The sequence below is a fragment of the Kitasatospora sp. NPDC058965 genome (assembly GCF_042741245.1).
GTDB lineage: Bacteria > Actinomycetota > Actinomycetes > Streptomycetales > Streptomycetaceae > Kitasatospora.
This window is the reverse complement of sequence record NZ_JBHYKG010000117.1, coordinates 1-24,604: the sequence shown is the minus strand read 5'-3', so window position 1 is coordinate 24,604 and position 24,604 is coordinate 1. Positions and strand designations below refer to the sequence as shown.

General features: G+C 75.1%; 25 protein-coding genes. 18 read left to right on the top strand and 7 right to left on the bottom strand.

The features are described from left to right. Positions 1-67: 67 nt before the first annotated feature. On the bottom strand, positions 68-238 hold the full coding sequence (locus ACFW1A_RS20325) for a hydrophobic protein (RefSeq protein WP_380410502.1): 171 nt from the start codon (positions 236-238) through the stop codon (positions 68-70). Positions 239-415: 177 nt separating this feature from the next. Here ACFW1A_RS20325 and ACFW1A_RS20320 point away from each other — a divergent pair, with 177 nt between their 5' ends. Then, positions 416-1,198, top strand: a complete 783-nt coding sequence (locus tag ACFW1A_RS20320; RefSeq protein ID WP_380410501.1) for a uracil-DNA glycosylase — start codon at positions 416-418, stop codon at positions 1,196-1,198. Between the two features lie 92 nt (positions 1,199-1,290). On the opposite strand, the gene ACFW1A_RS20315 is transcribed toward ACFW1A_RS20320, so the two are convergent. Next, positions 1,291-2,274, bottom strand: a complete 984-nt coding sequence (locus ACFW1A_RS20315; RefSeq protein ID WP_380410500.1) for an ArsR family transcriptional regulator — start codon at positions 2,272-2,274, stop codon at positions 1,291-1,293. 70 nt (positions 2,275-2,344) lie between these two features. On the opposite strand from ACFW1A_RS20315, the gene ACFW1A_RS20310 reads away from it, so the two are divergent. The 8 genes from ACFW1A_RS20310 (at position 2,345) to ACFW1A_RS20275 (ending at position 10,572) form a co-directional block, all read left to right on the top strand. Continuing rightward, positions 2,345-3,634, top strand: coding sequence for an MFS transporter (locus ACFW1A_RS20310; protein ID WP_380410499.1), 1,290 nt, complete (start codon positions 2,345-2,347; stop codon positions 3,632-3,634). Between the two features lie 225 nt (positions 3,635-3,859). Further along, positions 3,860-4,573, top strand: a complete 714-nt coding sequence (locus ACFW1A_RS20305) for an MBL fold metallo-hydrolase (RefSeq protein WP_380410498.1) — start codon at positions 3,860-3,862, stop codon at positions 4,571-4,573. Positions 4,574-4,742: 169 nt separating this feature from the next. After that, the gene (locus tag ACFW1A_RS20300) at positions 4,743-5,570 is read left to right on the top strand and encodes an LLM class flavin-dependent oxidoreductase (protein WP_380410497.1); all 828 of its coding nucleotides are present in this window, start codon (positions 4,743-4,745) and stop codon (positions 5,568-5,570) included. Between the two features lie 103 nt (positions 5,571-5,673). Continuing rightward, the gene (locus tag ACFW1A_RS20295) at positions 5,674-6,813 is read left to right on the top strand and encodes a mechanosensitive ion channel family protein (protein ID WP_380410496.1); all 1,140 of its coding nucleotides are present in this window, start codon (positions 5,674-5,676) and stop codon (positions 6,811-6,813) included. Positions 6,814-6,851: 38 nt separating this feature from the next. Next, positions 6,852-7,757, top strand: coding sequence for a SigB/SigF/SigG family RNA polymerase sigma factor (locus tag ACFW1A_RS20290; RefSeq protein WP_380410495.1), 906 nt, complete (start codon positions 6,852-6,854; stop codon positions 7,755-7,757). Positions 7,758-8,047: 290 nt separating this feature from the next. Continuing rightward, positions 8,048-8,497 (top strand): ATP-binding protein, encoded by a 450-nt coding sequence (locus tag ACFW1A_RS20285; RefSeq protein WP_380410494.1) that lies wholly within the window; start codon positions 8,048-8,050, stop codon positions 8,495-8,497. A 202-nt stretch (positions 8,498-8,699) separates the two neighbouring features. Continuing rightward, complete coding sequence (locus ACFW1A_RS20280) at positions 8,700-9,002, top strand: peptidoglycan DD-metalloendopeptidase family protein (RefSeq protein WP_380410493.1); 303 nt, start codon at positions 8,700-8,702, stop codon at positions 9,000-9,002. Positions 9,003-9,156: 154 nt separating this feature from the next. Beyond that, positions 9,157-10,572, top strand: a complete 1,416-nt coding sequence (locus tag ACFW1A_RS20275; protein ID WP_380410492.1) for a phytoene desaturase family protein — start codon at positions 9,157-9,159, stop codon at positions 10,570-10,572. Between the two features lie 42 nt (positions 10,573-10,614). Here the strand turns inward: ACFW1A_RS20275 and ACFW1A_RS20270 are convergent, their stop codons facing one another. The 3 genes from ACFW1A_RS20270 to ACFW1A_RS20260 are packed head-to-tail and all read right to left on the bottom strand — an operon-like array spanning position 10,615 to position 12,868. Then, positions 10,615-10,911 (bottom strand): YciI family protein, encoded by a 297-nt coding sequence (locus ACFW1A_RS20270; protein WP_380410491.1) that lies wholly within the window; start codon positions 10,909-10,911, stop codon positions 10,615-10,617. 49 nt (positions 10,912-10,960) lie between these two features. Then, positions 10,961-11,893, bottom strand: a complete 933-nt coding sequence (locus ACFW1A_RS20265) for a DUF3048 domain-containing protein (protein WP_380410490.1) — start codon at positions 11,891-11,893, stop codon at positions 10,961-10,963. A gap of 9 nt (positions 11,894-11,902) precedes the next feature. Beyond that, positions 11,903-12,868 carry an NmrA/HSCARG family protein gene (locus tag ACFW1A_RS20260; RefSeq protein WP_380410489.1) on the bottom strand — a complete coding sequence of 322 codons (966 nt, stop codon included), beginning with the start codon at positions 12,866-12,868 and terminating at the stop codon, positions 11,903-11,905. A gap of 259 nt (positions 12,869-13,127) precedes the next feature. Between ACFW1A_RS20260 and ACFW1A_RS20255 the strand changes: the two genes are divergently transcribed. The 4 genes from ACFW1A_RS20255 (at position 13,128) to ACFW1A_RS20240 (ending at position 17,978) form a co-directional block, all read left to right on the top strand. Further along, entirely contained in the window at positions 13,128-14,753 is a 1,626-nt protein-coding gene (locus ACFW1A_RS20255; protein ID WP_380410488.1) for a serine/threonine-protein kinase, read from the top strand. Beyond that, positions 14,750-16,312, top strand: a complete 1,563-nt coding sequence (locus ACFW1A_RS20250) for a serine/threonine-protein kinase (RefSeq protein WP_380410487.1) — start codon at positions 14,750-14,752, stop codon at positions 16,310-16,312. The genes ACFW1A_RS20255 and ACFW1A_RS20250 overlap by 4 nt, the downstream gene beginning before the upstream one ends. A 57-nt stretch (positions 16,313-16,369) precedes the next feature. Beyond that, the gene (locus tag ACFW1A_RS20245) at positions 16,370-16,912 is read left to right on the top strand and encodes a YbaK/EbsC family protein (protein WP_380410503.1); all 543 of its coding nucleotides are present in this window, start codon (positions 16,370-16,372) and stop codon (positions 16,910-16,912) included. Positions 16,913-17,099: 187 nt separating this feature from the next. Continuing rightward, positions 17,100-17,978, top strand: a complete 879-nt coding sequence (locus ACFW1A_RS20240; RefSeq protein WP_380410486.1) for an alkaline phosphatase family protein — start codon at positions 17,100-17,102, stop codon at positions 17,976-17,978. A gap of 142 nt (positions 17,979-18,120) precedes the next feature. Here ACFW1A_RS20240 and ACFW1A_RS20235 read toward each other — a convergent pair whose 3' ends face one another. Continuing rightward, a complete protein-coding gene (locus tag ACFW1A_RS20235) occupies positions 18,121-18,540 on the bottom strand; it encodes a ribonuclease domain-containing protein (protein ID WP_380410485.1) in 420 nt (139 codons plus the stop codon). A gap of 469 nt (positions 18,541-19,009) precedes the next feature. Between ACFW1A_RS20235 and ACFW1A_RS20230 the strand changes: the two genes are divergently transcribed. The 3 genes from ACFW1A_RS20230 to ACFW1A_RS20220 all read left to right on the top strand — a co-directional run bounded on the left by ACFW1A_RS20230 (position 19,010) and on the right by ACFW1A_RS20220 (position 21,149). Then, positions 19,010-19,405, top strand: a complete 396-nt coding sequence (locus tag ACFW1A_RS20230) for a RidA family protein (protein WP_380410484.1) — start codon at positions 19,010-19,012, stop codon at positions 19,403-19,405. 285 nt (positions 19,406-19,690) lie between these two features. Continuing rightward, positions 19,691-20,977 (top strand): enolase C-terminal domain-like protein, encoded by a 1,287-nt coding sequence (locus ACFW1A_RS20225; protein ID WP_380410483.1) that lies wholly within the window; start codon positions 19,691-19,693, stop codon positions 20,975-20,977. A 34-nt stretch (positions 20,978-21,011) separates the two neighbouring features. Continuing rightward, positions 21,012-21,149: a nuclear transport factor 2 family protein gene (locus ACFW1A_RS20220; RefSeq protein ID WP_380410482.1), complete on the top strand. Its 138-nt coding sequence runs from the start codon at positions 21,012-21,014 to the stop codon at positions 21,147-21,149. Positions 21,150-21,188: 39 nt separating this feature from the next. Here the strand turns inward: ACFW1A_RS20220 and ACFW1A_RS20215 are convergent, their stop codons facing one another. Continuing rightward, the gene (locus ACFW1A_RS20215) at positions 21,189-22,457 is read right to left on the bottom strand and encodes a glucarate dehydratase family protein (protein ID WP_380410481.1); all 1,269 of its coding nucleotides are present in this window, start codon (positions 22,455-22,457) and stop codon (positions 21,189-21,191) included. Between the two features lie 197 nt (positions 22,458-22,654). Here ACFW1A_RS20215 and ACFW1A_RS20210 point away from each other — a divergent pair, with 197 nt between their 5' ends. Beyond that, positions 22,655-24,121, top strand: coding sequence for an APC family permease (locus ACFW1A_RS20210; protein WP_380410480.1), 1,467 nt, complete (start codon positions 22,655-22,657; stop codon positions 24,119-24,121). 80 nt (positions 24,122-24,201) lie between these two features. Continuing rightward, positions 24,202-24,604 (top strand): ROK family protein (locus tag ACFW1A_RS20205; RefSeq protein WP_380410479.1); only part of this gene is annotated, 403 nt, incomplete at its 3' end.

Below are 24,604 nucleotides of genomic sequence, written 5' to 3'. Positions count from 1 at the left end.
GGCTGGGGGGGCGGGAGGGTCGGGGGCCGTGGGGGGGGCGCGGGACCGCCCGGGGTCGGTGACCCCGCTACCAGCGGTACCACCGCCCCCGCCCACCACCGCCGTTCGGCGAGCGCAGCACGAAGCCGAGCAACCAGAGCGCCAGCACCACGAGCGCGATCCACCACAGGACGTGCACCGCGAACCCGGCACCGCCCAGGAGCAGGGCCACCAGGAGAACCACTACGAGCAGAGCCATGACTCCACCTCCTCGGACGGCGTCTGCCCTGCTTGCCCGGAAGCAATCACGGTCCGTTCACAGCCCCCGTCACGGTCGGTCCGGCGCGAGCCCGACCGGCCCGGGCGCAGCCGCTGCGTAGACTCGCCGCGGACGGTCCCGGCCGCGGCCGTCCCCGCCGCGCTCGTGCCCGGGAGGATGACCGTGACCGCCGACCGCCCGGCCGATCAGGCGCCCGACCACCCTGCCCGGACGGCGCCGCGCCTGACCGACCTCGGTGCGCTGGACGCCGCGGTGACCGGCTGCCGGGCCTGCCCGCGGCTGGTGGCCTGGCGCGAGGAGGTGGCCCGGGTGAAGCGCCGGGCGTTCGCGGACCAGGAGTACTGGGGCCGCCCGGTCCCCGGGTTCGGGCCGCCGGACGCCCCGCTGGTGATCGTCGGGCTGGCGCCGGCCGCGCACGGCGGCAACCGCACCGGGCGCGCCTTCACCGGTGACCCGTCCGGTGACGCGCTGTACGCCGCGCTGTACGAGCTCGGCCTGGCGTCCGGGCCGACCGCCACCGACCGCGGCGACGGGCTGGAGCTGCTCGGGGTGCGGATCAGCATGCCGGTGCACTGCGCCCCGCCCGACAACCGGCCCACCACCACCGAGCGCGACACCTGCCGCCCCTGGCTCGCCCGCGAGCTGGAACTGCTGTGCCCGACACTGCGGGCGGTCGTCGTGCTCGGCGCCTTCGGCTGGCAGGCGCTGCTCCCCGTCCTGGCCGACGCCGGCTGGCAGCTGCCCCGCCCGCGCCCGGCCTTCGGCCACGGCGTCGAGGCGCCGGTCACCGGTCCGGACGGGCGGCAGGTGCGCCTGATCGGCTGCTACCACCCGAGCCGACGGAACATGTCCACCCGCACCCTCACCCCGACGATGCTCCGCGACGCACTCCACCAGGGCGCCCGGGCCGCCGGACTGCTGCCCCCGGGCCGGTCCTGACGCTCCGCCGGTCCTGACGCTCCGCCCGTCATGACGCTCCGCCGGGAGCCCGGCTCGCCGACCGGGCGGGCCCGGCGACCGTCCGCACCGCCTCAGCGGCACAGCTCGGTGCCGAGCGGACTGCGCAGGTACAGCACCGAACGGCCGTGCCGGGCCCGGGTCACCAGGCGGTTGGCCAGCAGCACCGCCAGTTGCTGGCTGACGGCGCCCGGGGTGACGCCGAGCCGCAGCGCCAGTTCGGTGGTGGAGGCCGGCTCGTCGAGCAGCACGAGCAGCCTCGCCTTGGGCGCGCCGATCAACTGCTCCAGGGCCCGGGGGCCGACCGGCGGGTCGCCCGCGCCGGCCATCGTGCCCTGGCCGCGGGCCGGGTAGCTGATCGAGGGCGGCAGCGCGGTGCTGATCGAGGTGTTCGCCGCGCTCACGAAGCAGCTCGGCACGAAGACCAGGCCGCGCCGGCGCACCTCGATGTCCACGTCCCCGGGCCGGCCGAAGTCGCGCGCGATCGTCAGCACGCCGTCCGTCCAGGACAGCTTCGGGTCCAGGTCGGCCAGCAGCGCCGCGACGCCCTGCTGCGCCAGGGTCCGGGCCCGGTGGACGATGTCGGCCTCCAGCACCGAGCGGGCCCGGGGCCACCAGTGCGGGGCCAGGCACTCCTCCCAGTACTCCTCCAGGGCCAGGCAGATCCGTTCGAGCAGGTGCTCGGGCTCGACCAGTCCCGCGGCGAGCAGCGGGGGCAGCTCTCCCTCCGGCAGGTGGGCGGCCTCCAGTTCGGCCCGCAGGGCGGCCGGGTCGGTGGCCCGCAGCACGCCGAGCTCGGCGCGCAGGTGCGGCGACGGGCCGGTCGGACGGGGCGTCAGGAAGTCCGGCACCCACCGGCTCGGCGCGATCAGCTCGCGGAGCAGCCGGTGCCCGTCCAACTGCTCGAAGACCGGGCGCAGCCGGCGGAACCAGGCCTGCTGGGCGGGGTAGCTCGGCCCGTGGCTCCACATCCGCAGGCTGAGCACCGCCTCGTGCAGCGGCGAGCAGGCGAAGGAGACCGCGGCCAGGTCCGCGAGGCCGAGGTGAAACCGGTGCATACCCACCCTTGGATTGAGGCCGGCACTAAATCAGTGTCCGTACCGTATGCGGTCGCGCTGAGCTTGCGCCATGACGACCACCACCACCCGGGCGGCCGGTGTGCCGACCGCCCCGCCGCCCACCGCCCTGCGCGAACCCGGCAGCCTGCTGCCCGGTGACCCCGTCCTGCGGCTGCTGACCTGGACGACGCTGGTCAACGCGCTCGGCAACGGGCTCTACTTCACCGTCAGCGCCCTCTACTTCACCAGGATCCTCGGCTACACCGTCGCCCAGACGGGCCTGGTGCTCACCGTGGCCGGCCTGTGCGGCGTGGCGGCCAGCATTCCGGCCGGGCGGGCCGCCGACCGGTACGGCAGCAAGTGGGTGGTGATCGTCCTGGTCGGCGCGGAGGCGGTGGCCAGCGCCGGGCTGCCACTGCTGCACGGCGTGCCGGCCTTCCTGCTGCTGGCCTGCACCGTGACCGCACTGGACCGCGGGGTGGCCACCGCCCGCAGCACGCTGTACGCCCAGGCACTGCCGGCCGAGCAGCGGGTGGCCGCGCGCGGCTACCTGCGGGCCGTCACCAACGTGGCGATGGGCCTGGGCGGGGTGCTGGCCGGCCTGACCCTGCAGGCCGACACCCGCTTCGCCTACACGGTCACCGTGCTGGCCAACTCGGTCAGCTACGCGCTGGTGGCGGTCTGCATGCTGCGCCTGCCGGGCGGCGGTCCGGCCGGCGGGCCGCCGCGCGGGGAACGCGCCCGCACCGAGCGGCGCAATCCGGCGCTGCGCGACGTCCCGTTCCTCACCCTGACCGTGCTGAACGCCCTGCTCACCCTGCAGTTCGCGATGCTGGAGGTCGGCGTGCCGTTGTGGATCGTCCGCGACACGCACGCGCCCCGGGCCCTGGTCGCCGCCGGGATGCTGGTGAACACCGTCCTGGTGGTGCTCTTCCAGGTGCGGGCCACCCGCGGTACCGACCGGCCCGGCAGGGCCGCCCGGGTCTGCCTGCGCGGCGGGCTGCTGCTGGCGGCGGGCTGCGTGCTGATCGGGCTGGCGCACGGCCTGTCGCCGGTGGCCGCGAGCGTGTTGCTGGTCCTCGGCCTGGTGGTGGAGACCTTCGGCGAGGTGCTCACCCAGGCCGGCGGCTGGGCGCTCAGCTACGACCTGGCGGGCGACGGCGCCGCCGGTGCCTACCAGGGCGTCTACAACACGGGCACCGCCGCGGCCGGCATGGCCGGGCCGGCGCTGATCACGCTCGGCGTGATCAGCCACGGCGCGGTCGGCTGGCTCGCCCTCGGCGCGCTCCTCGCCGCCGCGGGGGCGGCGATGGTGCCGGTGACCGGCTGGGGGCAACGCCGGGCGGCACCGGCGGTCTGACCCTGCGTCGAATCACCACCCGGGCGCGGCGCCGGACGGCGCCGGCGGTCTGACACTGTATCGAGCGGCGCCCCGGGCCGGCGGCGAAACACCTGTGACCCCGGTGGCCCGGCGCCCAGAAAAGCTATTGACCTTAGCCACACCGGCTAAGTAGCGTAGCCAGTGCACCGCCGGGTCGTCCCGACTCCAAGTCCAACCCCGCTGTCATGCAACGGAAGTGATCTCATGGAACTTGCTCCGCACCTGTACCGGCTCGGCAACGACGTGGTGGCCTGCTACCTCCTCGACACCCCTGACGGGATCACGCTGATCGACGCCGGCCTCCCCGGCCACTGGAACGACCTCCAGCAGGAGCTGCGCGCCCTCGGCAAGACGCCGGCCGACATCCGCGGACTGGTCCTCACCCACGGCGACGCCGACCACATCGGCTTCGCGGAGCGGCTGCGCCGCGAGCACGGCGTCCCGGTGTACGTGCACAGCGGCGACGCGCACCGTGCGCGCACCGGCGAGAAGCCGAAGACCCCGGCGGGCCCGATGCGGCCGCTCCCCACCCTCGGCTTCTTCTGGTACGGGCTGCGCAAGAACGCCCTGAAGGCCGAGTACCTCAAGGAGGTCACCGAGTTCTCCGACGGCGCCGTGCTCGACCTGCCCGGCAGCCCCGTCATCGTCGGCATGCCCGGCCACTCGCCGGGCAGCGTCGCCGTCCACCTGCCGTCGGTGCAGGCGGTGTGCGTGGGCGACGCACTGACCACCCGTCACGTGCTCACCGGTCGGACCGGACCGCAGCCGGCTCCCTTCACCGACGAGCCGGCCGAGGCGCTGGCCTCGCTCGACCGCCTGGCCGCACTCGAGGCGACCTGGGTCCTCCCCGGCCACGGCACCCCCTGGCACGGCACGCCGGCCGACCTGGCCGACGCGGTGCGCGCCGCGGCGCACTGAGCCACCGCCCGCACCGCCGCGCCAGTGGCCCGGCCGATCGGCGGGATCGCTCCCGCCGGGCGGTGATCGCCGGTACGCTGGACGCCCTCGCCGGGTCGCGGTCGGGGCACGGCGAGCGGAGGTCGAAGTGCCGCAGAAGGCGCGGGCGTTACGGTCACTGGGCGTACTGGTGAGCGGCACCGGGACGCTGCGTCCGGTCGAACTGGCCGAACACCTGGGCTTCGACAGCGCCTGGCTGACGCTCCCGCAGACCGCGACCGCGGCCCCGGGCCCGACCCCGAACCAGGTCCCCGCAACGGCCCCCGCACCGCACCGGTCCCTTGCGCCGCTCGACGTCCTGGCCGAGGCCGCCGCCCACACCGGCCGCCTCGCCCTGGGCGCCGCCACCCTGCCCCTGACCGGCGCCGACCCGCTGGGGCTCGCCGAGGAGTTGGCCGCCCTCGACCGACGCTCCGGTGCCCGCCTCAACCCCGCCGTCGCCCTCGGTGCGGACCCGGCGACCGGGGACACCGACCGCGACCGGGCGGGGGAGCTGCTGGACGGCCTGCGCAAGCTCGCGCCCGGTCTCGCCCACCGGCTCTGGTGCGCACCCGCCGACCCGCACGCGGCCCGCTGGGCGGGCGAGCAGGGGCTCAACCTGCTGGTCGGCACGGACCGGGGCGACGCCACACACCGGCTCGCCCTGGTCCGCGCCTTCCGGGAGGCCCACCCGCGCGGCGCCTGGGCCCGGGTCTGCCACCGCTTGGCGGTCCTCCCCGTCGACGCGGCCACGCCCACCCAGCGCGCCCGGTACCGGGAGTACGCGGAGCAGTCCCCCGCCCTGGTCGGCCCCGCGCCCGAACTCGCCCACCTGCTCGCCGCCGACGCCGCCTTCCGCGAGGTGGAGGAGGCGGCCTTCGTGCTGCCGGACGGGTTCCCGCCCGAGGACCACGCGCAACTGCTCACCGATCTCGCGTCCCGCCTCGCCCCGCTGCTCGGCTGGCAGCCCGTCTACTGACGGACCCGCACGGGAGACCCCCGACCTCGCCCCCGGCCCACCGCGGTGCGTGAAACGCGGCGCAGCGGACAGACGGTGCCGGACAACCGGACCGTGTCCCGCGGTGGAGGAAGCGATGGAGTGGTGGTGGACCCTTGCCCGGCTCGCGGCGGTCGGCGCGGCGAGCGCGCTGGCCGGCTACGGCCTGGACCGGGCGGGCGAGGCGGTGGCCCGCAGAATAGCCGCGCGCGGCGGGGCGAACCCGTGGCCGGGGATCCTGCGCAAGTGCCGCCGCCCCCTGTCGGCGGTGATCGCGTGCTCGCTGGCGCTCGTGGTGCAGCCGTGGATCGGCGCGCCGCCCCGCGTCCGGGCCGACCTCCAGCACCTGCTGGTGCTGCTCGCGATCGGCTGCGGCGGGTGGCTGGGGGTGCGGGCGGTCGGACTGCTGGTGGACGGAGCGGTGCACCTGGCCGTGCACCGCCGCGACCCGGCCTGGGCCGGACGGGCCCGCACCCAGGCCGGCCTGGTCGGGCGGATCTGCCAGGCAGTCACGGGGGTGGCCGCGCTGGGCGCGATGCTGATGACCTTCCCCGCCGTGCGCGGGGTCGGCACCAGCCTGCTCGCCTCGGCCGGCCTGGTCGGCGTGGTGGCCGGGGTGGCCGCCCAGAGCACGCTGGCCAACCTGGTCGCCGGGGTGCAGATGGCGTTCGGCGACCTGGCCCGGATCGGCGACGTGGTGGTGGTCGCGGGCGAGTGGGGCGTGGTCGAGGAGCTCACCCTGACCAGCGTGGTGATCGCCACCTGGGACCAGCGGCGGCTGATCATGCCGATGTCGTACTTCGTCAGCCGGCCCTTCGAGAACTGGTCGCGCCGGTCCAGCCGGATCACCGGGACCGCGCTGCTCCACCTCGACCACCGCGCCCCGGTCGGGCTGCTGCGCAAGGAGTTCGACGCGTACCTGGCCGGGCACCCGCTCTGGGACGGCGAGGGCAGCGCGCTGCAGGTGGTGGACACCACCCCGAGCACCCTCGTGGTCCGGGTGCTGGCCACCGCGGCCAACGGCAGCGACGCCTTCGAGCTGCGCTGCCAGCTGCGCGAGCACCTGATCGGGTACCTGTGCGAGCAGCACCCCGACGCGCTGCCCCGGGTCGCCGTGATGGAGGTGCCCGGGCCGCGCGCGGACTCCCCGGACCCGGACCACCCGGGCGGTCCTTCACCCTATCTTCACGGGCGGAGGGGGCGTGGGACCGCCGAAGCCGGGTAGCCGAGGACGGACGCCGTACCGCCGAGGAGAGGACCGACATGGCCGTGACCAGTGAAGAACTGCGCGTTCCGGTGAGTCCTTCGGCACCCTGGACACCGCCGGCGGACCCCGTACCACCCGCGCAGTCCACCGGGCTGCCGGAGCTCCCCCGGATCGAGGACCCGCGGTCCGTCGCCCCGGCCGACGCGCGCGAGCTGACCCGGGTGCTGCTGGTCCGGCTGGCCGCGCTGGAGGAGGGCACCCGCGAGTTCTCCTACGTCCGGGCCACGCTGGTCGAGCTCAACATGTCCCTGGTGCACTACGCGCTGCGCCGGTTCGAGCACCGCGCGCGGGAGAACCGGGAGGATCTGGTCCAGGTCGGCGCGGTCGGTCTGATCAAGGCGATCGACCGCTTCGAGCCCGAGCGCGGCCTGGAGTTCACCACCTTCGCGATCCCGACCGTGCTGGGCGAGATCCGCCGCCACTTCCGCGACACCACCTGGGCCGTGCACGTGCCCCGGCGGCTGCAGGAGCTGCGTCTGACCCTGGCCAAGGCGCAGGACGCGCTCTCCCAGCGGCTGGACCGCGCGCCCACCGTGACCGAGCTGGCCGAGCACCTGTCGCTGCCGGAGGAGGAGGTGCTGGAAGGGCTCGCCGCGGCCAACGCGCACACGGCGGGCTCGCTCGACCTGCCGGCCGACACGGAGGGCAACGGGGCGCTGCCACTCGCCGAACGGCTCGGCGGCGACGACGACCGCCTGGACACCGTCGAGGCCCTGGTCTCGCTCAAGCCCCTGGTGGCGGCGCTGCCGCAGCGGGAGCGGATGGTGCTGTCCATGCGGTTCACCGAGGACCTGACCCAGTCCCAGATAGGCGCGCGCCTGGGCCTGTCCCAGATGCACGTCTCCCGGCTGCTCAGCCGCACCCTCGCCCAACTGCGTGAGGGCCTCACCGCCGAGACCTGAGCCGCCCCGCCCTGCGCTCCCGCGCGGCGGCACCAGCAGCACCCCCGTCCCCCGCACGCCCCGGACGGCCGGCCCACCGGGTCGGCCGCCCGGGGCGTCTTGCTGCGGCCACCGCCCCGCCCGGCACAACGGCCCCGCCGGCGCGTGCATGAACGGGCGCATCCGGGGAACCCGCCCCGCGAACCGCGAACCGCGAACCGCGAACCGCGAACCGCGAACCGCGAACCGCGAACCGCGAACCGCGAACCGCGAACCGCGAACTGCGAACCGTCACCGAGAGGGAGGCCCGCATGACCACGAGCCGGGAAACCCTGGACCGCGCTCCGGCCGGCCCCTCCCCCACCCTGCCGCCGGGCGGCCAGCGCCGCCGGCTGACCCTGGCGGGGCTGCCCAGGCCGGTGGCCCGTGCCCGGGCGTTCACCGGCGCGGCGCTGGCCGACTGGTCATGGCCCTCGCCCGAGCAGGGGCGCGACCTGGTCCTGCTGGTCGCCGAACTGGTCGCCAACGCCCTGCTGCACGCGGGCGGCCCGCTGGAGCTCGTGCTCGACGCCCGCCGGTCCCGGCTGCGGATCGAGGTCAGCGACGCCTCGCCGCAGCTGCCCGAGCCGTGCCTGCCGCACCGGCCGGGCCTGCCGGGCGGTCACGGCCTGCACATCGTCCGGCGGACGGCCGACCGCTGGGGCGCGCAGCCGCACGGGGCCGGCAAGACCGTCTGGGCCGAGGTCGCCCCCGCACCCTGACGCCGCCGGCCGACCGGGCATCGGCGGCGCGCACCCACCGATCGGCGGGGGCCGCGACCCTGCCGGTCAGCGGGTCCGGGCGGGTCGGCGCTCGTCGGCGCGGACGATGATCCGTCAGGTCCCGCTCCCGTACGGTTCCCGGCTGGACCAGGACACGGCGTGCCGCGCCGTGCGGGTCGGCCGACACGGGGGAAGCAGCGGCATGGCAACGAACGGCGCGGTCGTCGCGCCACCCACCCTGCGGTACGCGCCGCCCTACGGCAACCACGTCGTCCTCGACACCGGTGACGCGGTGGTCAAGCTGGCCCACCTGCGCCCCGGCAGCGTCACGGTGACGGTCGGCCAGCACGTCGAGGCGGGCCGGCTGCTCGGCGAGGTCGGCAACTCCGGCAACAGCACCGAGCCGCACCTGCACCTGCACGCCGAGCGCGACGGCCAGGGCCTGGACCTGCGCTTCACCGGGATCCGCGGCCCGCTCCACCGCGGGCGCACGGTCCACGGCTGAGGGGGTACCGCCCGGGCCCCTGCGCCCACGCCCCCGACACCGATATTCTCGACGCGGGGGGCGACTCCTTCCCTGGACGGTGACCCGATGGACCCGGAGGCCTCGTCACCCCGGTCGGTGCGTCCGACCCGGCCCGCGCGCCGGTTCCGCGGCCGTGGCTGACGCCGTCGTCGTCGGCGCGGGGCCCAACGGGCTGGCCGCCGCGGTCGCGCTCGCCCGGCAGGGCGTCCGGGTGACCGTGCTGGAGGGCGCCGCCACCATCGGCGGCGGCACCCGCAGCGGCGAGTTCACCCTGCCCGGCCTGCTGCACGACCAGTGCGCGGCGGTGCACCCGATGGCCCTGGCCTCGCCGTTCCTGCGCGGCCTCGGACTGGAGCGGCACGGGCTGGTCTGGCGGTGGCCCGAGCTCGAACTGGCGCACCCGCTCGACGCGGGCGAGCCCGGCGTGCTGCACCGCTCGCCGACCCGCACCGCCGAGCGACTCGGAACGGACGGCCCCGGCTGGTACCGGACCTTCGCGCCGCTGGCGAGCCGGTTCGACGCGCTGGCCGCGGACCTGCTGAGCCCACCGCTGCAGTTGCCGTCCCACCCGGTCGCCCTGGCCCGGTTCGCGGTCCGGGCCGCCCTGCCGGCCGCACTGCTGGCCCGGCGCTGGCGGACCCCGGCGGCCCGGGCACTCTTCGCGGGGATCGCCGCGCACGCGATGACCCCGCTCACGGCGCCGGGCAGCTCCGCGATCGGGCTGATCCTCGCGGCGGCCGGGCAGCGGCACGGGTGGCCGGTCGCCGAGGGCGGCTCGCGCCGGGTGACCGACGCGCTGGCGGCCCGGCTCGCGGAGCTCGGCGGGCGGATCGAGACCGGCCGCCGGGTCCGCTCACTGGCCGAACTGCCCGCCGCTGACGCCGTGCTGCTCGACCTCGCCCCGCGCGAGGCGCTCGCCGTCTGCGGCGACCGGCTGCCCACCCGGGTGGCCCGCGGCTACGCGCGCTGGCGGCACGGGCCGGCCGCGTTCAAGGTCGACCTCGCCGTCGAGGGCGGCATCCCGTGGCGCGATCCGGACTGCCGGCGGGCCGGCACCGTGCACCTGGGCGGCACCCTGGCGGAGCTGACCCGCACCGAGGCCCTGGTGGCCGCCGGCCGGATGCCCGAGCGCCCGTTCGTCCTGGTGGCCCAGCAGTACCTGGCCGACCCCACGCGCTCCCGCGGCTCCGTGCACCCCGTCTGGGCCTACGCCCACGTGCCGGGCGGCTGGCCGGGCGACGCCACCGAGGCGGTGCTCGCCCAGCTCGAACGGTTCGCCCCCGGCACCCGCGAACGGGTGCTCGCCCGCACCAGCACCACGGTCGCCCAATTGGCCGTCCACAACCCGAACTACGTGGCCGGCGACATCCTGACCGGCGCCACCACCCCACGCCAACTGGTGCTGCGCCCCCGTCCGGCGGTGGCCCCGTACCGCACCGGCATCCCCGGCGTCTTCCTCTGCTCGGCCGCCACTCCGCCGGGCCCGGGCGTGCACGGGATGTGCGGCTTCAACGCCGCGCAGTCGGCACTGCGCCACCTGGCGCGCTGACCGTTCCGGGCCGACGGCCGCCGGGTCGCCGTGGCGCGGGGCTCAGCCCGCCAACTGCTGGGCGAGCGAACCCAGCACCGGCACCCAGTGCCTGATCCGCACCTCGGCGAGCACACCGGCCGCCCGGTACGGGTCGGTCGCCAGCACCTCGCGCACCTCGTCCTCGTCGGCCGCGCGCAGGACCAGCAGGCTGCCCCGGTCGTCGGCCCACGGGCCGGCCAGCACCAGCCGACCGGCGACCTGCAGCTCCGCCAGGAAGTCCCGGTGCCCCGGCCGCACCTCGTGGTGGCGCCGGTCGGCGGTGAAGACGTACTCGGCGACGAAGTAAGAGTTGGACATGACAATATCGTACGGGAACTGACACCACCTCAGGGCCGGGCCCCGGACTTCACGGCACCAGCACCACCAGCACCGGTCCGGTGGCGAAGGGCATCTGACGGCCGTTCGGCAGGGTGAAGGCGGTGCCGCCCGCCGGGTCGGGCCGGGACCACTGGACGTTCCAGACCTGGCCGTCGCGCAGCACCTGTGCCGGTCCCGCGCCGACGGTCCGGGTGACCACCTCGTTGTCGGGGTGGCCGGCGTTGAAGTCGGTGAAGTCGCCCGGGACGATGCTGACGTGCTGCACGACCACGGTCGCGGTGCCGGACCAGGCCGGGTGGCCGTCCACCGCGACCCGGTAGCCGCCGCCCTCGTACCGCACCCCGATCGAGGCGGCCGGCAGGTGCCAGGTGGCCGCCGCGAGTGCACTCCCGCCGTCCGGCGCGGGGCCGAAGGTGAAGCCGGGCGAGCGGGCGGGCACCGACGGGTAGCGGGCCAGGATCTGCTGCGGGTCGACGAAGGTCGGGTCGACGCCGCGGTTGCTGAAGGCGTCCGGGTCCTCGACCGGGGTGACGTTCTGCAGGTCGGCCCGGGCGAGCAGCGGCAGCAGCCCGCTGATCGCGCCGCTGTAGGCGAGGTCGAGGTGCCCGTACTGCTGGAGCAGCGGGATGTCGGTCTGCCGGGCGGAGCGCACCGGACCGATCGTCGCCGGCAGGTGGTTGGCGTCGAAGACCGCGAGGAACCGGGACTGGCCGCCCTCGACCTGGATCCAGTACACGATGTCGGCCTGCGCCAGACCCTGTTGGATCGCCTGGATGTGCGCCGTGACGTTGTCGATCTTCACGGCGAGCACGTTCCCGGCCGTGCCGACGTTGTCCAGCGGGTTCGCCGCGCCGGTGGCCGAGGACGACGGGCCCGGGTGCCGCGCCGAACCGCCGCAGCCCGCCAGCAGCAGGCCGAGCACCGCCCCGGCGACCACGGCCCGCGCCCGGCGGGGGTGCACCGCGCGTCCTCAGGCGGCGAGGGCGGCCCGCAGCTCGTCGCGGTGCGCGGCGAGCCAGGTCGCGAAGGACTGGAGCTGCGGGTCGAGCAGGCGGACCTCGTCCAGGTCGCGGGCGCGGGCGAACCGGTCCGCGCAGTCCGCGTAGTACTGGAACATGTTCCCGGCCTCCTCGGCGCCCGGGAAGCCGGCGGCGCGGAAGGCGTCCGGATCCACGGGCTGGTAGCGCACCGGCTCGCCCAGGGTGTCGCCGAGCGCCGCGGCCATCTCGGCCACGGTCAGGTGCTCGCCGGCGATGCTGACGGTCGCGCCGATCAGATCGGTGCCGCGCTCGAAGATCTCCAGGGCGGTGCGGCCGATGTCCGCGACGGCGATGCCGGAGAGCCGGCTGGTGCCCATCGGCAGGGCCAGGGTGAGGACACCGTCCTCCTCCCGGCGCGGCGCGAACATGCCGAGCAGGTTCTCCCAGTAGAAGGTGGAGCGCAGGAAGGTGGTCGGCAGGCCCGCGTCGAGGAAGAGCTGGTCGGCCTCGGCCTTGCCGTCGAAGTGCGGCACCTTGTAGCGGCCCTGCAGGGTGGGCATCCGGGTGTCCTCGACCGGGATGCAGTCCCGGGTGTCCTCCAGCGTGGACCAGATCGCGTGCTGCACCCCGGCGTGCCCGGCCGCGCGGGCCAGCGCGGCGGCCTGCGCCTGCTCCCGGTCGGCGGACATGTGCTCCCAGAAGTTGGTCACCAGGTAGGCACCGTAGGCGCCTTCGAAGGCCGGGCCGAGGCTGCTCGGATCGTCCTGGTCCCCGTACACCACCAGGGCACCGAGCCGGGCCAGCTCGGCGGCCCGCTCCGAGTCGGGTCTGCGGGTCACGGCCCGGACCGCGAACTCGGCACCGACCCCGCCGTCCGCACCGAGGATCGCCCGGGCGAGGGCGCCGCCCTGGGCGCCGGTCGCGCCGGCGATGGTGATGGTCTTCCTACCGGTCATGGCTCCCGCCTCCCAGCGCACGGTGGGTGAGCCCGTCTGTCCAGCGTAGGCCGGATGCGGCGGGAGTCCGACCGCTGCGCCCGGCGGGCCGCGACCGGGCGGTGACATGGCCGGTGGCATGGCCGGCGACATGGCCGGTGGCATGGCCGGCGACATGGCCGGTGGCATGGCCGAGACAGATCGTCAGTAAACTTCTCGCTGTCCAGACGGGGAGGGCGGATTCGGCATGCGGGAACTGGGAACTGACGGACCGACGCAGGTGGGGCCGTTCCGGACGGTCGGCGTGCTCGGGCAGGGCGGCATGGGGCAGGTGCTGCTCGGAGTGGCGCCGGACGGGCGGCTGGTGGCCGTCAAGCGGATCCACGCCGACCTGGCGGAGGACCCCGGGTTCCGGTCCCGGTTCCGGCGCGAGGTGGACGCCTCCCGGCGGGTCTCCGGGGCCTACACCGCCCCGGTGGTGGCCGCCGAGCCGGAGGCCGCGGAGCCGTGGCTCGCCTCGCTCTTCCTGGCGGGGCCGACGCTGGGCGAGGCGCTGCAGGCCGGCGGGGCGCTGCCCGAGGACGCGGTCCGGACACTCGCCGCAGGGCTCGCCCGGGCGCTGGCCGACATCCACGGGTCCGGCCTGGTGCACCGCGACCTGAAGCCCTCGAACGTGCTGCTCACCGACGACGGCGTCCGGGTGGTGGACTTCGGCATCGCCCGCGCGGCCGACCACGAGACCAAGCTGACCCGCACCGGCGCGGTGATCGGCTCGCCGGCCTTCATGTCGCCCGAGCAGGTGCTGGGCGCGGAGCCCGGGCCGGCCGGCGACGTCTTCTCGCTCGGCGTCACCCTGGTCACCGCCGCGACCGGCCGCAGCCCGTTCGCCGGGGACTCCCCGCCGGCGGTGATGCACGCCGTCGCGACCACCACCCCCGACCTGGCCGCGGTGCCGCCGCGGCTGCGCCCGATCGTCGGACCCTGCCTGGCGAAGGACCCGCAGGCGCGGCCGACCCCCGAGCAGCTCCTCGCGCTGATCGGCCCGCTCGCCCCCACCGCCCGGCCGTGGCCGCCGGGGGTGTACGCGCAGATCGCCGAGCGGCGTGCCGACGCGGCCCGGCTGGCCGCCGGCGAAGCCGCGCACCCGGGCACCGCCACTCTCACGGCCGCCGCCACCCTCGCGGCCGCCGCCGTCCCCACCCCGACCGCGCCGGCCACGCTGCTGGTCGGCCCGGACGGCCCCGCCGCCCCGGGCTCCCCGACCGCAGTGCGCCGCCGTCGGCCGTGGCTGCGCGCCGGGTTGATCACGGGCCTGGTGCTCGCCGCCGGCGCGGCCGCCGTGCTCGCGATCGGCCCCGCCGACGTGTACTACTCCGTCGTCCCGGAGCCCGTGCCCACCCCCGGCACCACCCCGCTGGCCCAGGTCGCGGACAAGTACACCAAGACGGTGCCGACCTGTGCGCAGGCCGGGCAGAGCATCAAGCTGCCCGCCGACTTCGGCGCCGCCCAGGGCAACCTCCCCGGGGTGGACCAGCGCAACGACGACAACGGACTGACCCACCCGGAGAACTTCTGCGTCTGGAACAGCCGGTCCGGTGACGAGGTCTACATCGGCTGGGACCTCTTCCGCTCCGTCCCCGGCGGCCCCAGCGGCGCCACCCGGGCGAAGCAGCACTACGAGGGCTACTACATCCGCGGCGAGACCAAGCGCGACCAGGCGCTGGGCTTCGCGGACGAGGGCCTGTGGCTGACCAACCCCGACGACTCCGACTGCGTGCTCTACGCCCGGGACGTCAACCTCTACCTCTTCGTCCAGATCAAGGGCACCCGCTACCCGAAGGGCGCCTGCGCCGACTTCACCAAGGACACGGCCCACCAGGCCGCGACGGCGGTGGCCGCCCTGTGAGCGAGGTGCCCCCGGTCCCCCGGCAGGCCGGCCCGTACCGGCTGCTCACCGAACTCGGGCGCGGCGGCATGGGCCGGGTCATGCTCGGCGTCGCACCGGACGGGCGCCCGGCGGCGGTGAAGCTGGTGCACGCCCGGCACGCGGCCGACGACGGCTTCCGCACCCGGTTCCGGCGCGAGGTGGCGGCCTCGCGCCAGGTGTCCGGGGCCCACACCGCCGCCGTGCTGGATGCCGACGCGGACGCCGCACAGCCGTGGCTCGCCTCGGTCTTCGTGGCCGGCCCGGCACTGGGCGCAGCCGTCGAGCAGACCGGCGCGCTGCCGGAGCCGGCGCTGCACCGGCTGGCGGTGGGCCTGGCCACCGCGCTGGCCGAGATCCACGCGGTCGGCCTGGTCCACCGCGACCTCAAGCCGGAGAACGTCCTGCTCGCCGAGGACGGCGCCCGGGTGATCGACTTCGGCATCGCCCGGGCGGCCGAGGCCGGCGACGCCACGGAACTGACCGGCACCGGCTGGGTGGTGGGCTCACCGCCGTTCATGTCGCCGGAGCAGGCGCAGAGCCTTCCGCTGACCGGGGCGAGCGACGTGTTCTCGCTCGGCTCGGTGCTGGTCCTCGCCGCGACCGGTCGCGTCCCGTTCCCCGGTCCGTCCCCGCTGCAGACGCTCTACCGGCTGGTCCACGCGGAGCCCGACCTGACCGGGGTACCGGCCTCCCTGCACGGGATCGTGGCGCGCTGCCTGGCCAAGGCTCCCGAGGACCGTCCCACGCCCGGTCAGCTGCTCCTCCTGCTCGGGACGGTGGCTCCGGCGGCCCGCCCCTGGCCACCGGCCGTGCACCGGTTGATCGACGACCGGCGGGCCGCGGCCGACGCCCTGCTCGACCGGGCTCCGGGGCCGGCGGCACCGACCGTCCCGCCGGCCACCGGGCCCATGGCACCCGTCGCCGCCCCGACCTCCGGGCCGACGGCGGTCACGGCCGGGCCGGCCCCGCGCCGCACCGCGCGACGCCGGATCGCCTGGGTGGCGGCGGTCGCGCTGCTGGCGGTCGGCGTCGGCAGCTGGCTGGCGCTGCGTCAGGACGACGGCCCCGGACCCCCCGACGCCTACCTGACTATGCCGACCTGCGCGCAGGCCACACCCGGGGTGCCGCTGCGCGACCAGTGGCGGCCGGACCAGGACAAGGACCGGGACGACGCGGACTCCGCACGACTGGAGTGCTCCTGGTACGGCAAGGACCGGCCGATGGCGGACGGCTGGAACTCCGCCGCGAGCGCCGTCGTCTCCTGGGAGCTGTTCCGCTCGAACCCCAGCACCAACGCCACCCGCAAGCAGCAGCAGGACTTCGACAGCAGCTCCAAGGGCCGCGTCGAGAACGGATTCGGCGACGGCGCCTACTGGACGGACGCCGACACCGGGCGCGCCTCCTGCCAGCTCAACGTGCGCTCGGCCAACCTCGTGGTCCGGATCTACCTGACCCGCACCGCGCACCCGGACTGCGAGGCCGAGGCCCGGACCCTGGTCCGGCCGGTCCTGGCGGCGGTGCCGCGCCGGACGGGCTGACCCGCCCGGCCCGGTGCGGTCGCCGCCGCCCGGTAGGGTCGCCCCATGAGCGACCTCGTGACGGCACCCTTCGGCAGCTTCGACCTGGTCCGCCCGGCGCTGGCCGCCGTCGGCGATCTGGTGGCCCCGGTGGCCGACGCACTCGAGAACTGGAGCGCCGCGCCCTCGGTGCTCTACGTGGACACCGATCCGGAGCAGGCGGACACGGCGGCGTTCTGCGCGGCGTACGACACGCCGCCGGAGCTGTCCGCCAACTGCGTGGTGGTGGCCGCCAAGCGCGGCGGCGAACTCACCCTGGCCGCCTGCGTGGTGCTGGCCACCACGCGCCTCGACGTGAACCAGAGCGTCCGCAAGCACCTCGGCGCCCGCAAGGCCTCGTTCGCGCCGATGGACACCGCCGTCGCCGGGACGGGCATGGAGTACGGCGGCATCACTCCCGTCGGCCTGCCCGCCGGCTGGCCGCTGCTCGTCGACGCGGCGGTGGCCGCCGCGCCGCACGTGCTGATCGGCAGCGGCCGCCGCCGCGGCAAGCTGATCCTCCCGGGCGCGGCGCTGGCCGAGCTCCCCGGTGCCGAGGTGCTGGCGGGCCTGGCGGGCTGAACCCTCGACCTCGCAGCCGGCCGGCGGTGCGTCAGCACCGGCCGCGGGCTTGCCTGTCATGCTTGCGTCACTCGGCAATCGGGGCACTGTTCGCTCGATCTTCACCTTTCCTGAGCGCTGCCTGGGTCTTTCCTGACAATACGCTGACAGCTCCCGTGCCAACCCACCGTCAGCGAAGGACTCCGCCATGCCCGCCGCCAAGGCGTACCCCCGCCGTGCCCTGACCGCCCTCTCCGTCGCCGCGCTCGCGGCCGGCTCGCTGGGCATCTGGTCCGGCACCGGCACCGCCGCGCACGCCGCCGCGCTGCCGACGCCGGACCACGTGGTCGTGGTGGTCCTGGAGAACCACGCGTACGACCAGGTCATCGGCAACGCCGCCGCCCCGTACCTCAACTCGCTGGCCGCCGGCGGCGCCACCCTCACCCAGTCGTACGGCATCACGCACCCGAGCCAGCCGAACTACTACGCGCTCTTCTCCGGCGACACCCAGGGCATCGTGGACGACTCCTGCGTCACCCCGGGCTTCAGCTCCGCCGCCAACCTCGGCTCCGAGCTGATCGCGGCCGGCCAGACCTTCGGCAGCTACAACGAGGACCTGCCCGCACCGGGCGACGCCGGCTGCCGGTCGGGCGACTACGCGCAGAAGCACAACCCGTGGTTCGGCTTCGGCAACGTGCCCACCGACAGCGCCGCCACCTTCGACCAGTTCCCGACCGACTTCGGCACGCTGCCCAAGGTGTCCTTCGTCGTCCCGAACCTGTGCAACGACATGCACGACTGCTCGGTGGACACCGGCGACAGCTGGGTCAGCGCCAACCTCTCCGGGTACGCGGCCTGGGCCCTGAACAACAACAGCCTGCTGCTGGTCACCTTCGACGAGGACGACAAGGCGAGCGGCAACCACATCCCGACCCTGGTCTACGGCCAGCACGTCGCGGCCGGCTCCACCACCGGCACCGCCTACAACCACTACGACGTGCTGCGCACCCTGGAGGACCTGGCCGGCCTGACCGCCCACGCGGGCAACGCCGCCACCGCCTCCGACGTCACCGGCATCTGGAACTGACCTCCGGCCTCCCCCGCCGCCCCGCCCCGGCCCTGCACCCCGGGGCGGGGCCCGCACGCACGCGACTGCCCGCCGGCCGGGCCGACGGGCAGTCAGGGACGCTGGGGGCCCGTTTCCCGGGCCCGGCCACCGCGCGGAGGGATCAGAGCTGGTAGAAGTTCGCGTAGTGGTCGGGCGAGTAGTAGACCGCGCCGGTGCTGAAGTCCACCACGATGCGGACGGCGTCCCGGTGGGCACCGCAGCTGCGCGGGTAGACGTCGTACTCGTAGTAGGTGTCGCCGGAGGGCAGCTCGCCCTCGTAGTTGGAGAACTGGCCACCGGCGTAGCTGCACTGGCCGGTCGGCCAGTCGTACCAGCCGCGGTCGGTCGGGTAGCCCATCGAGGACCAGGTCGAGTTGGCCGAGGCGGCGGAGTCGCAGCCGGCCACGTCGCAGGAGCTGTAGACGGCCGCGTTGGCGGCGGGGCTCGCGATGACGGACGCGCCGAGCACGGACGCCACGGCGGCGAGCATGACGGCGGTGCGCTTGGTCCAGGACAGCTGGGAACGACGCTGGGTGAGCACGGGGTCTCCAGGGGGACGAAGTGTGTCTGGCACATGTCAGCCTGCTGGCAGTCCGTGACATCACGGTGTATCGGCGGTTACCGGTTCCGGTCCATTCCCGCCGGCCGCGCCCGCGCCGCTCCAGATCTGGCGGTCCGTCGTTCCGCCCCTGGTCAGGGCGCCTTCGGCCGGCCCTGGCGGACCATCCGCTACGCGCGTCAACTGGCGTGCTACGCGCGTCACTTCCACGGCGGCCGGCCACCTCGCCCGGCGCCCGCACCCGCCCTGCGCTGCGGCGCGGCGGCGGCCTCGGCTCCCAGCAGATGACCAGTCAACTACCACCGTCCTCCCAGGATCCGCGCGCACGAAGCGAACGGACGGCGGACACCGCGCGAAACCGCGGTACCGGGCAGATCCACGCCAACCCCCGCGAACAGCCCGCCAAGTGACGGACCGGCGGGTGATCCGCCCGGCATGCGATCATGGTGTGATGACGGATCGCACACGACACCTGGTCAGTTCCGGCTCGCCCCTGGAGCCCCGGATCGGCTTCTCCCGGGCCGTCCGGCGCGGGGCGCATGTCGCGGTGGCCGGGACGGCCCCGATCGGGGCGGACGGCGGCACGGTGGGGAAGGGCGACGTCTACGCCCAGACCGTCCGGTGCCTGGACATCGCCGAGGCCGCCCTCCAGGAGGCCGGCGCCACCCTGGCCGACGTGGTGCGGACCAGGATCATGCTCACCGACGCCACCCGCTGGTCGGCCGCCGCGCAGGCGCACGGCGAGCGGTTCGCCACTGTCCGCCCGGCCTGCACCTTCGTCGAGGTGTCGCGGTTCATCGATCCGGACTGGCTGGTCGAGGTGGAGCTGGACGCGATCGTCGACTGAGGAGCGGGCCCGGCGGCGGCGCACCTGCCACGGTCCCGGGCACATGACGGCGGCAAGGTCGCGCCGGGCCGCCGTGCTGCGGTGCGGCGACCGCGCCGACTGCCCGACCGGCCGACCAGAACCGGCCGGTCGCCTTCTTGCGGGGCGCAACCGCCACCCTTAAGGTCGGGCCACCTGCTGAATCCTCACGGCACTCGGCACCCGCTCCGCAGCGTCGCCCAGGTGCGCCCGGGCGTGGCGGGGGCGTCGGCACGAGCGCCGCAGCACCGCGCGAAAGGCTCCGAGTTGTCCGCTCCCACCCCGCGGATCACCGCTGTCGACGCCCATGACCTCCGGTTCCCGAACTCCTGGGCACCGGACGACAGTGACGCGCCGCACCCCGGGCACCGCGCCGCCTACCTGGTGCTGCGCACCGCGGACGGCGGCCCCGAGGGCCACGGTCTCGCCCCGGCCGCCGACCACGACGACCCGCTCGGCGCGCTCGCCGCCCTGGGCCCGCTGCGCGAGCGCCTGCTCGGCAGCTCGGTGGACGAACTCTGCGCCGACCCGGGCGCGTTGCACCGCGACGACCGGTTCCGCGGCCCGTGGCGGGCGGCCCTGGTGCACGCGGTCTGGGACCTGGCCGCCAAGCGTGCGCGCAAGCCGCTCTGGCAGCTGCTCGCCGAGGCCGACCCGCACTGGCTGGTCGGCCAGGTCGACTTCCGCTACCTGACCGACGCGCTCTCCCCCGACGAGGCGCTGCACCTGCTGCGCACGGCGCGGGCCGGCGCGGCGGAGCGGGCCGCGCACCTGCGCCGGGACGGCTACCCCGGCTACGCCGTGCTGCACGGCAGCGCGCCGGAGCAGCAGGCCGCACGCGCCGCGGCCGCCGGCTTCACCCGGGTCAAGCTGCGGGTCGGCGCGGACCTGGCCGAGGACCTGCGGCGCTGCCGCGCCGTGCGCCGGGCCGCCCCGACCGTCCAGCTGGTGATCGACGCGGCGCACCGCTGGGAGATCGGCGAGGCGATCGAATGGACCTGGGCGCTGGCGGAGTTCGACCCGTACTGGGTGGAGCGGCCGACCCGGGCGGACGACCTGCTCGGCCACGCGGCCGTCCGGCGCGAGGTGTACCCGGTCAAGGTGGCCGCGGGCGCGGAGCCGGCCAACCGGGTCGTGGTGAAGCAGCTGCTCCAGGCGGAGGCGGTCGACATCCTGCAGCTCGACTGCTCCCGGGTGTCGGGGGTCAACGAGGGTCTGGCGATCCTGCTGCTGTCCGCCGCGGCCGGTGTGCCGGTCTGCCCGCACCCGGGCGCGCTGGGCCGGGGCGCCCTGGCCCGGCACCTGGCGATGTTCGACTACGTCGCGCTCTCCGGCAGCCTGCAGGACCGGGCGATCGAGGTGGTCGACCGCGGCGAACCGCGCTTCGCCGACCCGCTGGTGACGGCGGCGGGCCGCTGCCCGGCGCCGACCGCACCGGGCCTGTCCGCCGAGCTGCACCCGGTGACGGTCGAGGCCTACCGCTTCCCGGACGGCAGCCACTGGCGCACCGAACCCGCCCGCGGCGCCGCGCCGGCCGCCGGGGTGCTCGCCTGACGCGACGCGCCGGGCGGGCCCGGTGGGCCCGCGGATGCGGCGGAACGCCCGGTCCGACGGGGCACCGGTGGCCTCGCGGTTCGCCCACTTCTTCACGCTGAGCGGGGGCCGGATCACCCGGCTGCGGCAGACCTCCGACACCCTGCCGATCGCCCGAGCGCTGGCGGGCTGACGGAGCGGTGCGCCGACGGACCGACGGGCTGACGGCCGCTCACCAGCGCGGCACCCGCTTCCGGTAGCCGGGGTCGATCGAGCGCAGGTAGCCGGTGTCGTCGCGGGTGCGGATGCCGCACCGCAGGTACTGCTCGTGCAGCCGGGCCAGCGCGTCGCGGTCGAGTTCGACGCCGAGGCCGGGCGCGGTGGGGAGCCGGACGGCGCCGTCCTGGAAGACGAGCGCGCCCTCCTGGACCACGTCCTCGGTCTTCCACGGCCAGTGGGTGTCGCAGGCGTAGGTCAGCTGCGGCGTGGCGGCGGCCAGTTGGGTCATGGCGGCCAGGCTGATGCCCAGGTGCGAGTTGGAGTGCATGGACAGGCCGAGGCCGAAGGTGCGGCAGATCGCCGACAGCTCCTTGGAGCGGTGCAGGCCGCCCCAGTAGTGGTGGTCGGAGAGCACCACCTGCACCGAGCCGCGCTCGACGGCGGGGGCCAGGTCGTCGAACCCGACCACGCACATGTTGGTGGCCAGCGGCATCGGCGCCTCGCGGGCCACCCGGGCCATGCCGTCCAGGCCGGGAGTGGGGTCCTCCAGGTACTCCAGCACGCCGTCGAGCTCGCGGGCCACCCGCAGCGCGGTCTCGACCGTCCAGGCCGCGTTGGGGTCCAGGCGCAGCGGGTGGTCCGGGAAGGCGGCGCGCAGGGCGCGGACCGCCTCGACCTCCTCCTCCGGCGGCAGCACGCCGCCCTTGAGCTTGATCGCCGAGAAGCCGTACCGGTCGACCATCCGCCGGGCCTGGGCCACGATGCCCTCGGGGGTGAGCGCCTCGCCCCAGGCGTCCGGCGGGCCGTCGGGGTGCCCGGCCCACTTGTAGAACAGGTAGGCGCTGTAGGGCACCTCGGTGCGGACGGCGCCGCCGAGCAGGTCCGCGACCGGGCGGCCGGCGGCCTTGCCCTGGATGTCCAGCAGGGCCACCTCGAACGGTGCGAAGACCCGGTCCACGGTGCCGCCGGCCGTGATGGCGCCGGTGAGACCGTGTCCGTCGGCACCGGTCTCGCCGCCGAGCAGTGCGGCCACCCGGTGGTGCAGCGCGTTCAGCCGGTAGACGTCCAGGCCCACGACGGCCTCGGCCACGGTGCGCAGGCGGGCGAGGTGGCCGGCGTCGGCGTGGGTCTCCCCCAGGCCGGTCAGCCCCTGGTCGGTGCGGACCTCGATCACCGCCCGCAGGGCGTAGGGCTGGTGCAGGCCGACGGCGTTGAGCAGTGCGGGGTCGCGGAAGGCCACGGGGGTGACCGTCACGCCGGTGATCCTGATCTGGTCGCTCATCGGGCTGCCTCGATCGCGTCTATGGACATGAACAGCGTTCGGATCCGCGAAAGCCCACCTGGACGGTAGCCCGCACGCGAAAAGCAGGTCAAGCACGACCCGATCGTGACCCGCCCCGACCTTGACGAGGATTGAGTAAAGGAACTTAACTTTACCTACCGCCAGGCACACCCGTCCTACTCCCCGGGAGCACCCCCATGCCTTCCGACCACTCTCCTGGACTCTCCAGACAGATCGGTCTCTTCCAGGCCACCGCCATCAACATGAGCCAGATGTGCGGCATCGGGCCGTTCGTGACCATCCCCCTCATGGTCGCGGCCTTCGGTGGGCCGCAGGCGGTGATCGGCTGGATCGCCGGCGCCGTCCTGGCCCTCGTCGACGGCCTGGTCTGGGCCGAGCTCGGCGCCTCGCTGCCCGGCTCCGGCGGCACCTACGTCTACCTGCGCGAGGCCTTCCAGTACCGGACCGGGCGGCTGATGCCGTTCCTGTTCGTCTGGACCGCGATGCTCTTCATCCCGCTGATCATGTCGACCGGCGTGCAGGGCATGGTGCAGTACCTCGCCTACCTGTGGCCCGGCATCACCACCGGGCAGGGCGACCTGGTGGGCGTCGGCGTGATGGCGCTGGTCTTCCTGCTGCTCTGGGGCAAGGTCGCCAACATCGGGAAGATCACCGTGGCCATGTGGGCCGTGATGATCCTCTCGGTGGTCGCCGTGATCCTGGCCGCCTTCACCCACTTCCACCCGTCGATGGCGTTCAGCTGGCCCGCCCACGCGGTCGAACTGACCCACGGGAGCTTCTGGCTCGGCTTCGCCTCCGGGCTGACCATCGGCATCTACGACTACCTCGGCTACAACACCGCCGCCTACCTGGGCGCCGAGGTGAAGAACCCCGGCCGGGTGCTGCCGCGCGCGATCATCTTCTCGATCCTGGCCATCATGGGCATCTACCTGCTGCTGCAGATCGGCGTGCTGGGCGTGGTGCCCTGGCACGACATGCTCGACCCGAACAACGTGGCCTCCCAGTCGGTGGCCTCGGCGGTCATGGAGAAGACCCTCGGCAAGGGCGCGGCCGACGTGGTGACCGTGCTGATCCTGGTCACCGCCTTCGCCTCGGTCTTCACCGGCCTGCTCGGCGGCTCCCGGGTCCCCTACGACGCGGCCCGCGACCGGCTCTTCTTCCGCTCCTTCGCCAAGCTGCACCCCCGGCACGGGTTCCCGGTGGCGGGTCTCATCACCATGTGCGTGATCACCACCGCCGCCTTCCTGCTGGCCCGGCACGTCGGGGCCTCGGCCGCCCACCCGCCGCTGGCCGTCCTGATCACCCTGCTCACCACGGTCATGGTGATCGTCCAGGCGCTGGCCCAGATCGCCGCCGTCACCGTGCTGAGGAAGCGTCAGCCGCACCTGGCCCGCCCCTACCGGATGGTGCTCTACCCGCTGCCCAGCGTGGTCGCCGGGATCGGCTGGCTGGTGATCTACGGCTACGCGGACAAGGCCAACCCCGGTGTCCACCCGATCGAGTGGTCGCTCGGCTGGGTCGTGCTGGGCCTGGCCGTCTACCTGGTCTGGTCCCGGGTCGAGCGGGTCTGGCCGTTCGGGGCCAAGGAGATCCGCGAGCAGTACCTCGTCGAACAGCAGGCCGAGCCCGCCGCCGCCTCCTGACCGCACCGACCGCCGGGTCCGGTCGGCCGCCGCTCCCCGCGGGACCGGCCGGACCCGGCACGAGGAAACCCCTGATACCGATGAACACACCCTTCCCACCCTCCGAGACCGGTGCGCCCACCGCGCGCCCCGACCACGCGCCCGCCGACGGCGCCGGCCGCCCCGCCCACGCGGTGATCGGCATCGACTTCGGCGGCACCAAGACCGAGCTCGCCCTGGCCGACCCGAAGGGCCGCGTGCTGGCCCGCACCCGGCTGGAGACCCTGGCCGGGCTCGGCCCCGACCAGACCCTCGCCCGGACCGCCCGGGCCGCGCACCGGTTGGCCGCCGAGGCCGTCGAGCGGTTCGGCCTCCCGGTCCTCGCGCACGGCGCCGTCGCCCCCGGCATCATCCAGCCGCACCGGATCCTGCTCACCCCCAACCTGCCCGGCTGGGAGGAGCTGGCGTTGGCCGTCCGGCTGGGCGAGGAGCTGGGCGTCCCGC

What these genes read in the sequence shown, in the direction of transcription:
- ACFW1A_RS20210 (WP_380410480.1), top strand. Translation starts at nt 22,655, where the DNA reads ATGCCTTCCGACCACTCTCCTGGACTCTCCAGACAGATCGGTCTCTTC.
- ACFW1A_RS20230 (WP_380410484.1), top strand. Translation starts at nt 19,010, where the DNA reads ATGACGGATCGCACACGACACCTGGTCAGTTCCGGCTCGCCCCTGGAG.
- ACFW1A_RS20325 (WP_380410502.1), bottom strand. Translation starts at nt 238, where the DNA reads ATGGCTCTGCTCGTAGTGGTTCTCCTGGTGGCCCTGCTCCTGGGCGGT.
- ACFW1A_RS20260 (WP_380410489.1), bottom strand. Translation starts at nt 12,868, where the DNA reads ATGACCGGTAGGAAGACCATCACCATCGCCGGCGCGACCGGCGCCCAG.
- ACFW1A_RS20240 (WP_380410486.1), top strand. Translation starts at nt 17,100, where the DNA reads ATGCCCGCCGCCAAGGCGTACCCCCGCCGTGCCCTGACCGCCCTCTCC.
- ACFW1A_RS20305 (WP_380410498.1), top strand. Translation starts at nt 3,860, where the DNA reads ATGGAACTTGCTCCGCACCTGTACCGGCTCGGCAACGACGTGGTGGCC.
- ACFW1A_RS20310 (WP_380410499.1), top strand. Translation starts at nt 2,345, where the DNA reads ATGACGACCACCACCACCCGGGCGGCCGGTGTGCCGACCGCCCCGCCG.
- ACFW1A_RS20215 (WP_380410481.1), bottom strand. Translation starts at nt 22,457, where the DNA reads ATGAGCGACCAGATCAGGATCACCGGCGTGACGGTCACCCCCGTGGCC.
- ACFW1A_RS20280 (WP_380410493.1), top strand. Translation starts at nt 8,700, where the DNA reads ATGGCAACGAACGGCGCGGTCGTCGCGCCACCCACCCTGCGGTACGCG.
- ACFW1A_RS20285 (WP_380410494.1), top strand. Translation starts at nt 8,048, where the DNA reads ATGACCACGAGCCGGGAAACCCTGGACCGCGCTCCGGCCGGCCCCTCC.
- ACFW1A_RS20315 (WP_380410500.1), bottom strand. Translation starts at nt 2,274, where the DNA reads ATGCACCGGTTTCACCTCGGCCTCGCGGACCTGGCCGCGGTCTCCTTC.
- ACFW1A_RS20290 (WP_380410495.1), top strand. Translation starts at nt 6,852, where the DNA reads ATGGCCGTGACCAGTGAAGAACTGCGCGTTCCGGTGAGTCCTTCGGCA.
- ACFW1A_RS20320 (WP_380410501.1), top strand. Translation starts at nt 416, where the DNA reads ATGACCGTGACCGCCGACCGCCCGGCCGATCAGGCGCCCGACCACCCT.
- ACFW1A_RS20220 (WP_380410482.1), top strand. Translation starts at nt 21,012, where the DNA reads ATGCGGCGGAACGCCCGGTCCGACGGGGCACCGGTGGCCTCGCGGTTC.
- ACFW1A_RS20270 (WP_380410491.1), bottom strand. Translation starts at nt 10,911, where the DNA reads ATGTCCAACTCTTACTTCGTCGCCGAGTACGTCTTCACCGCCGACCGG.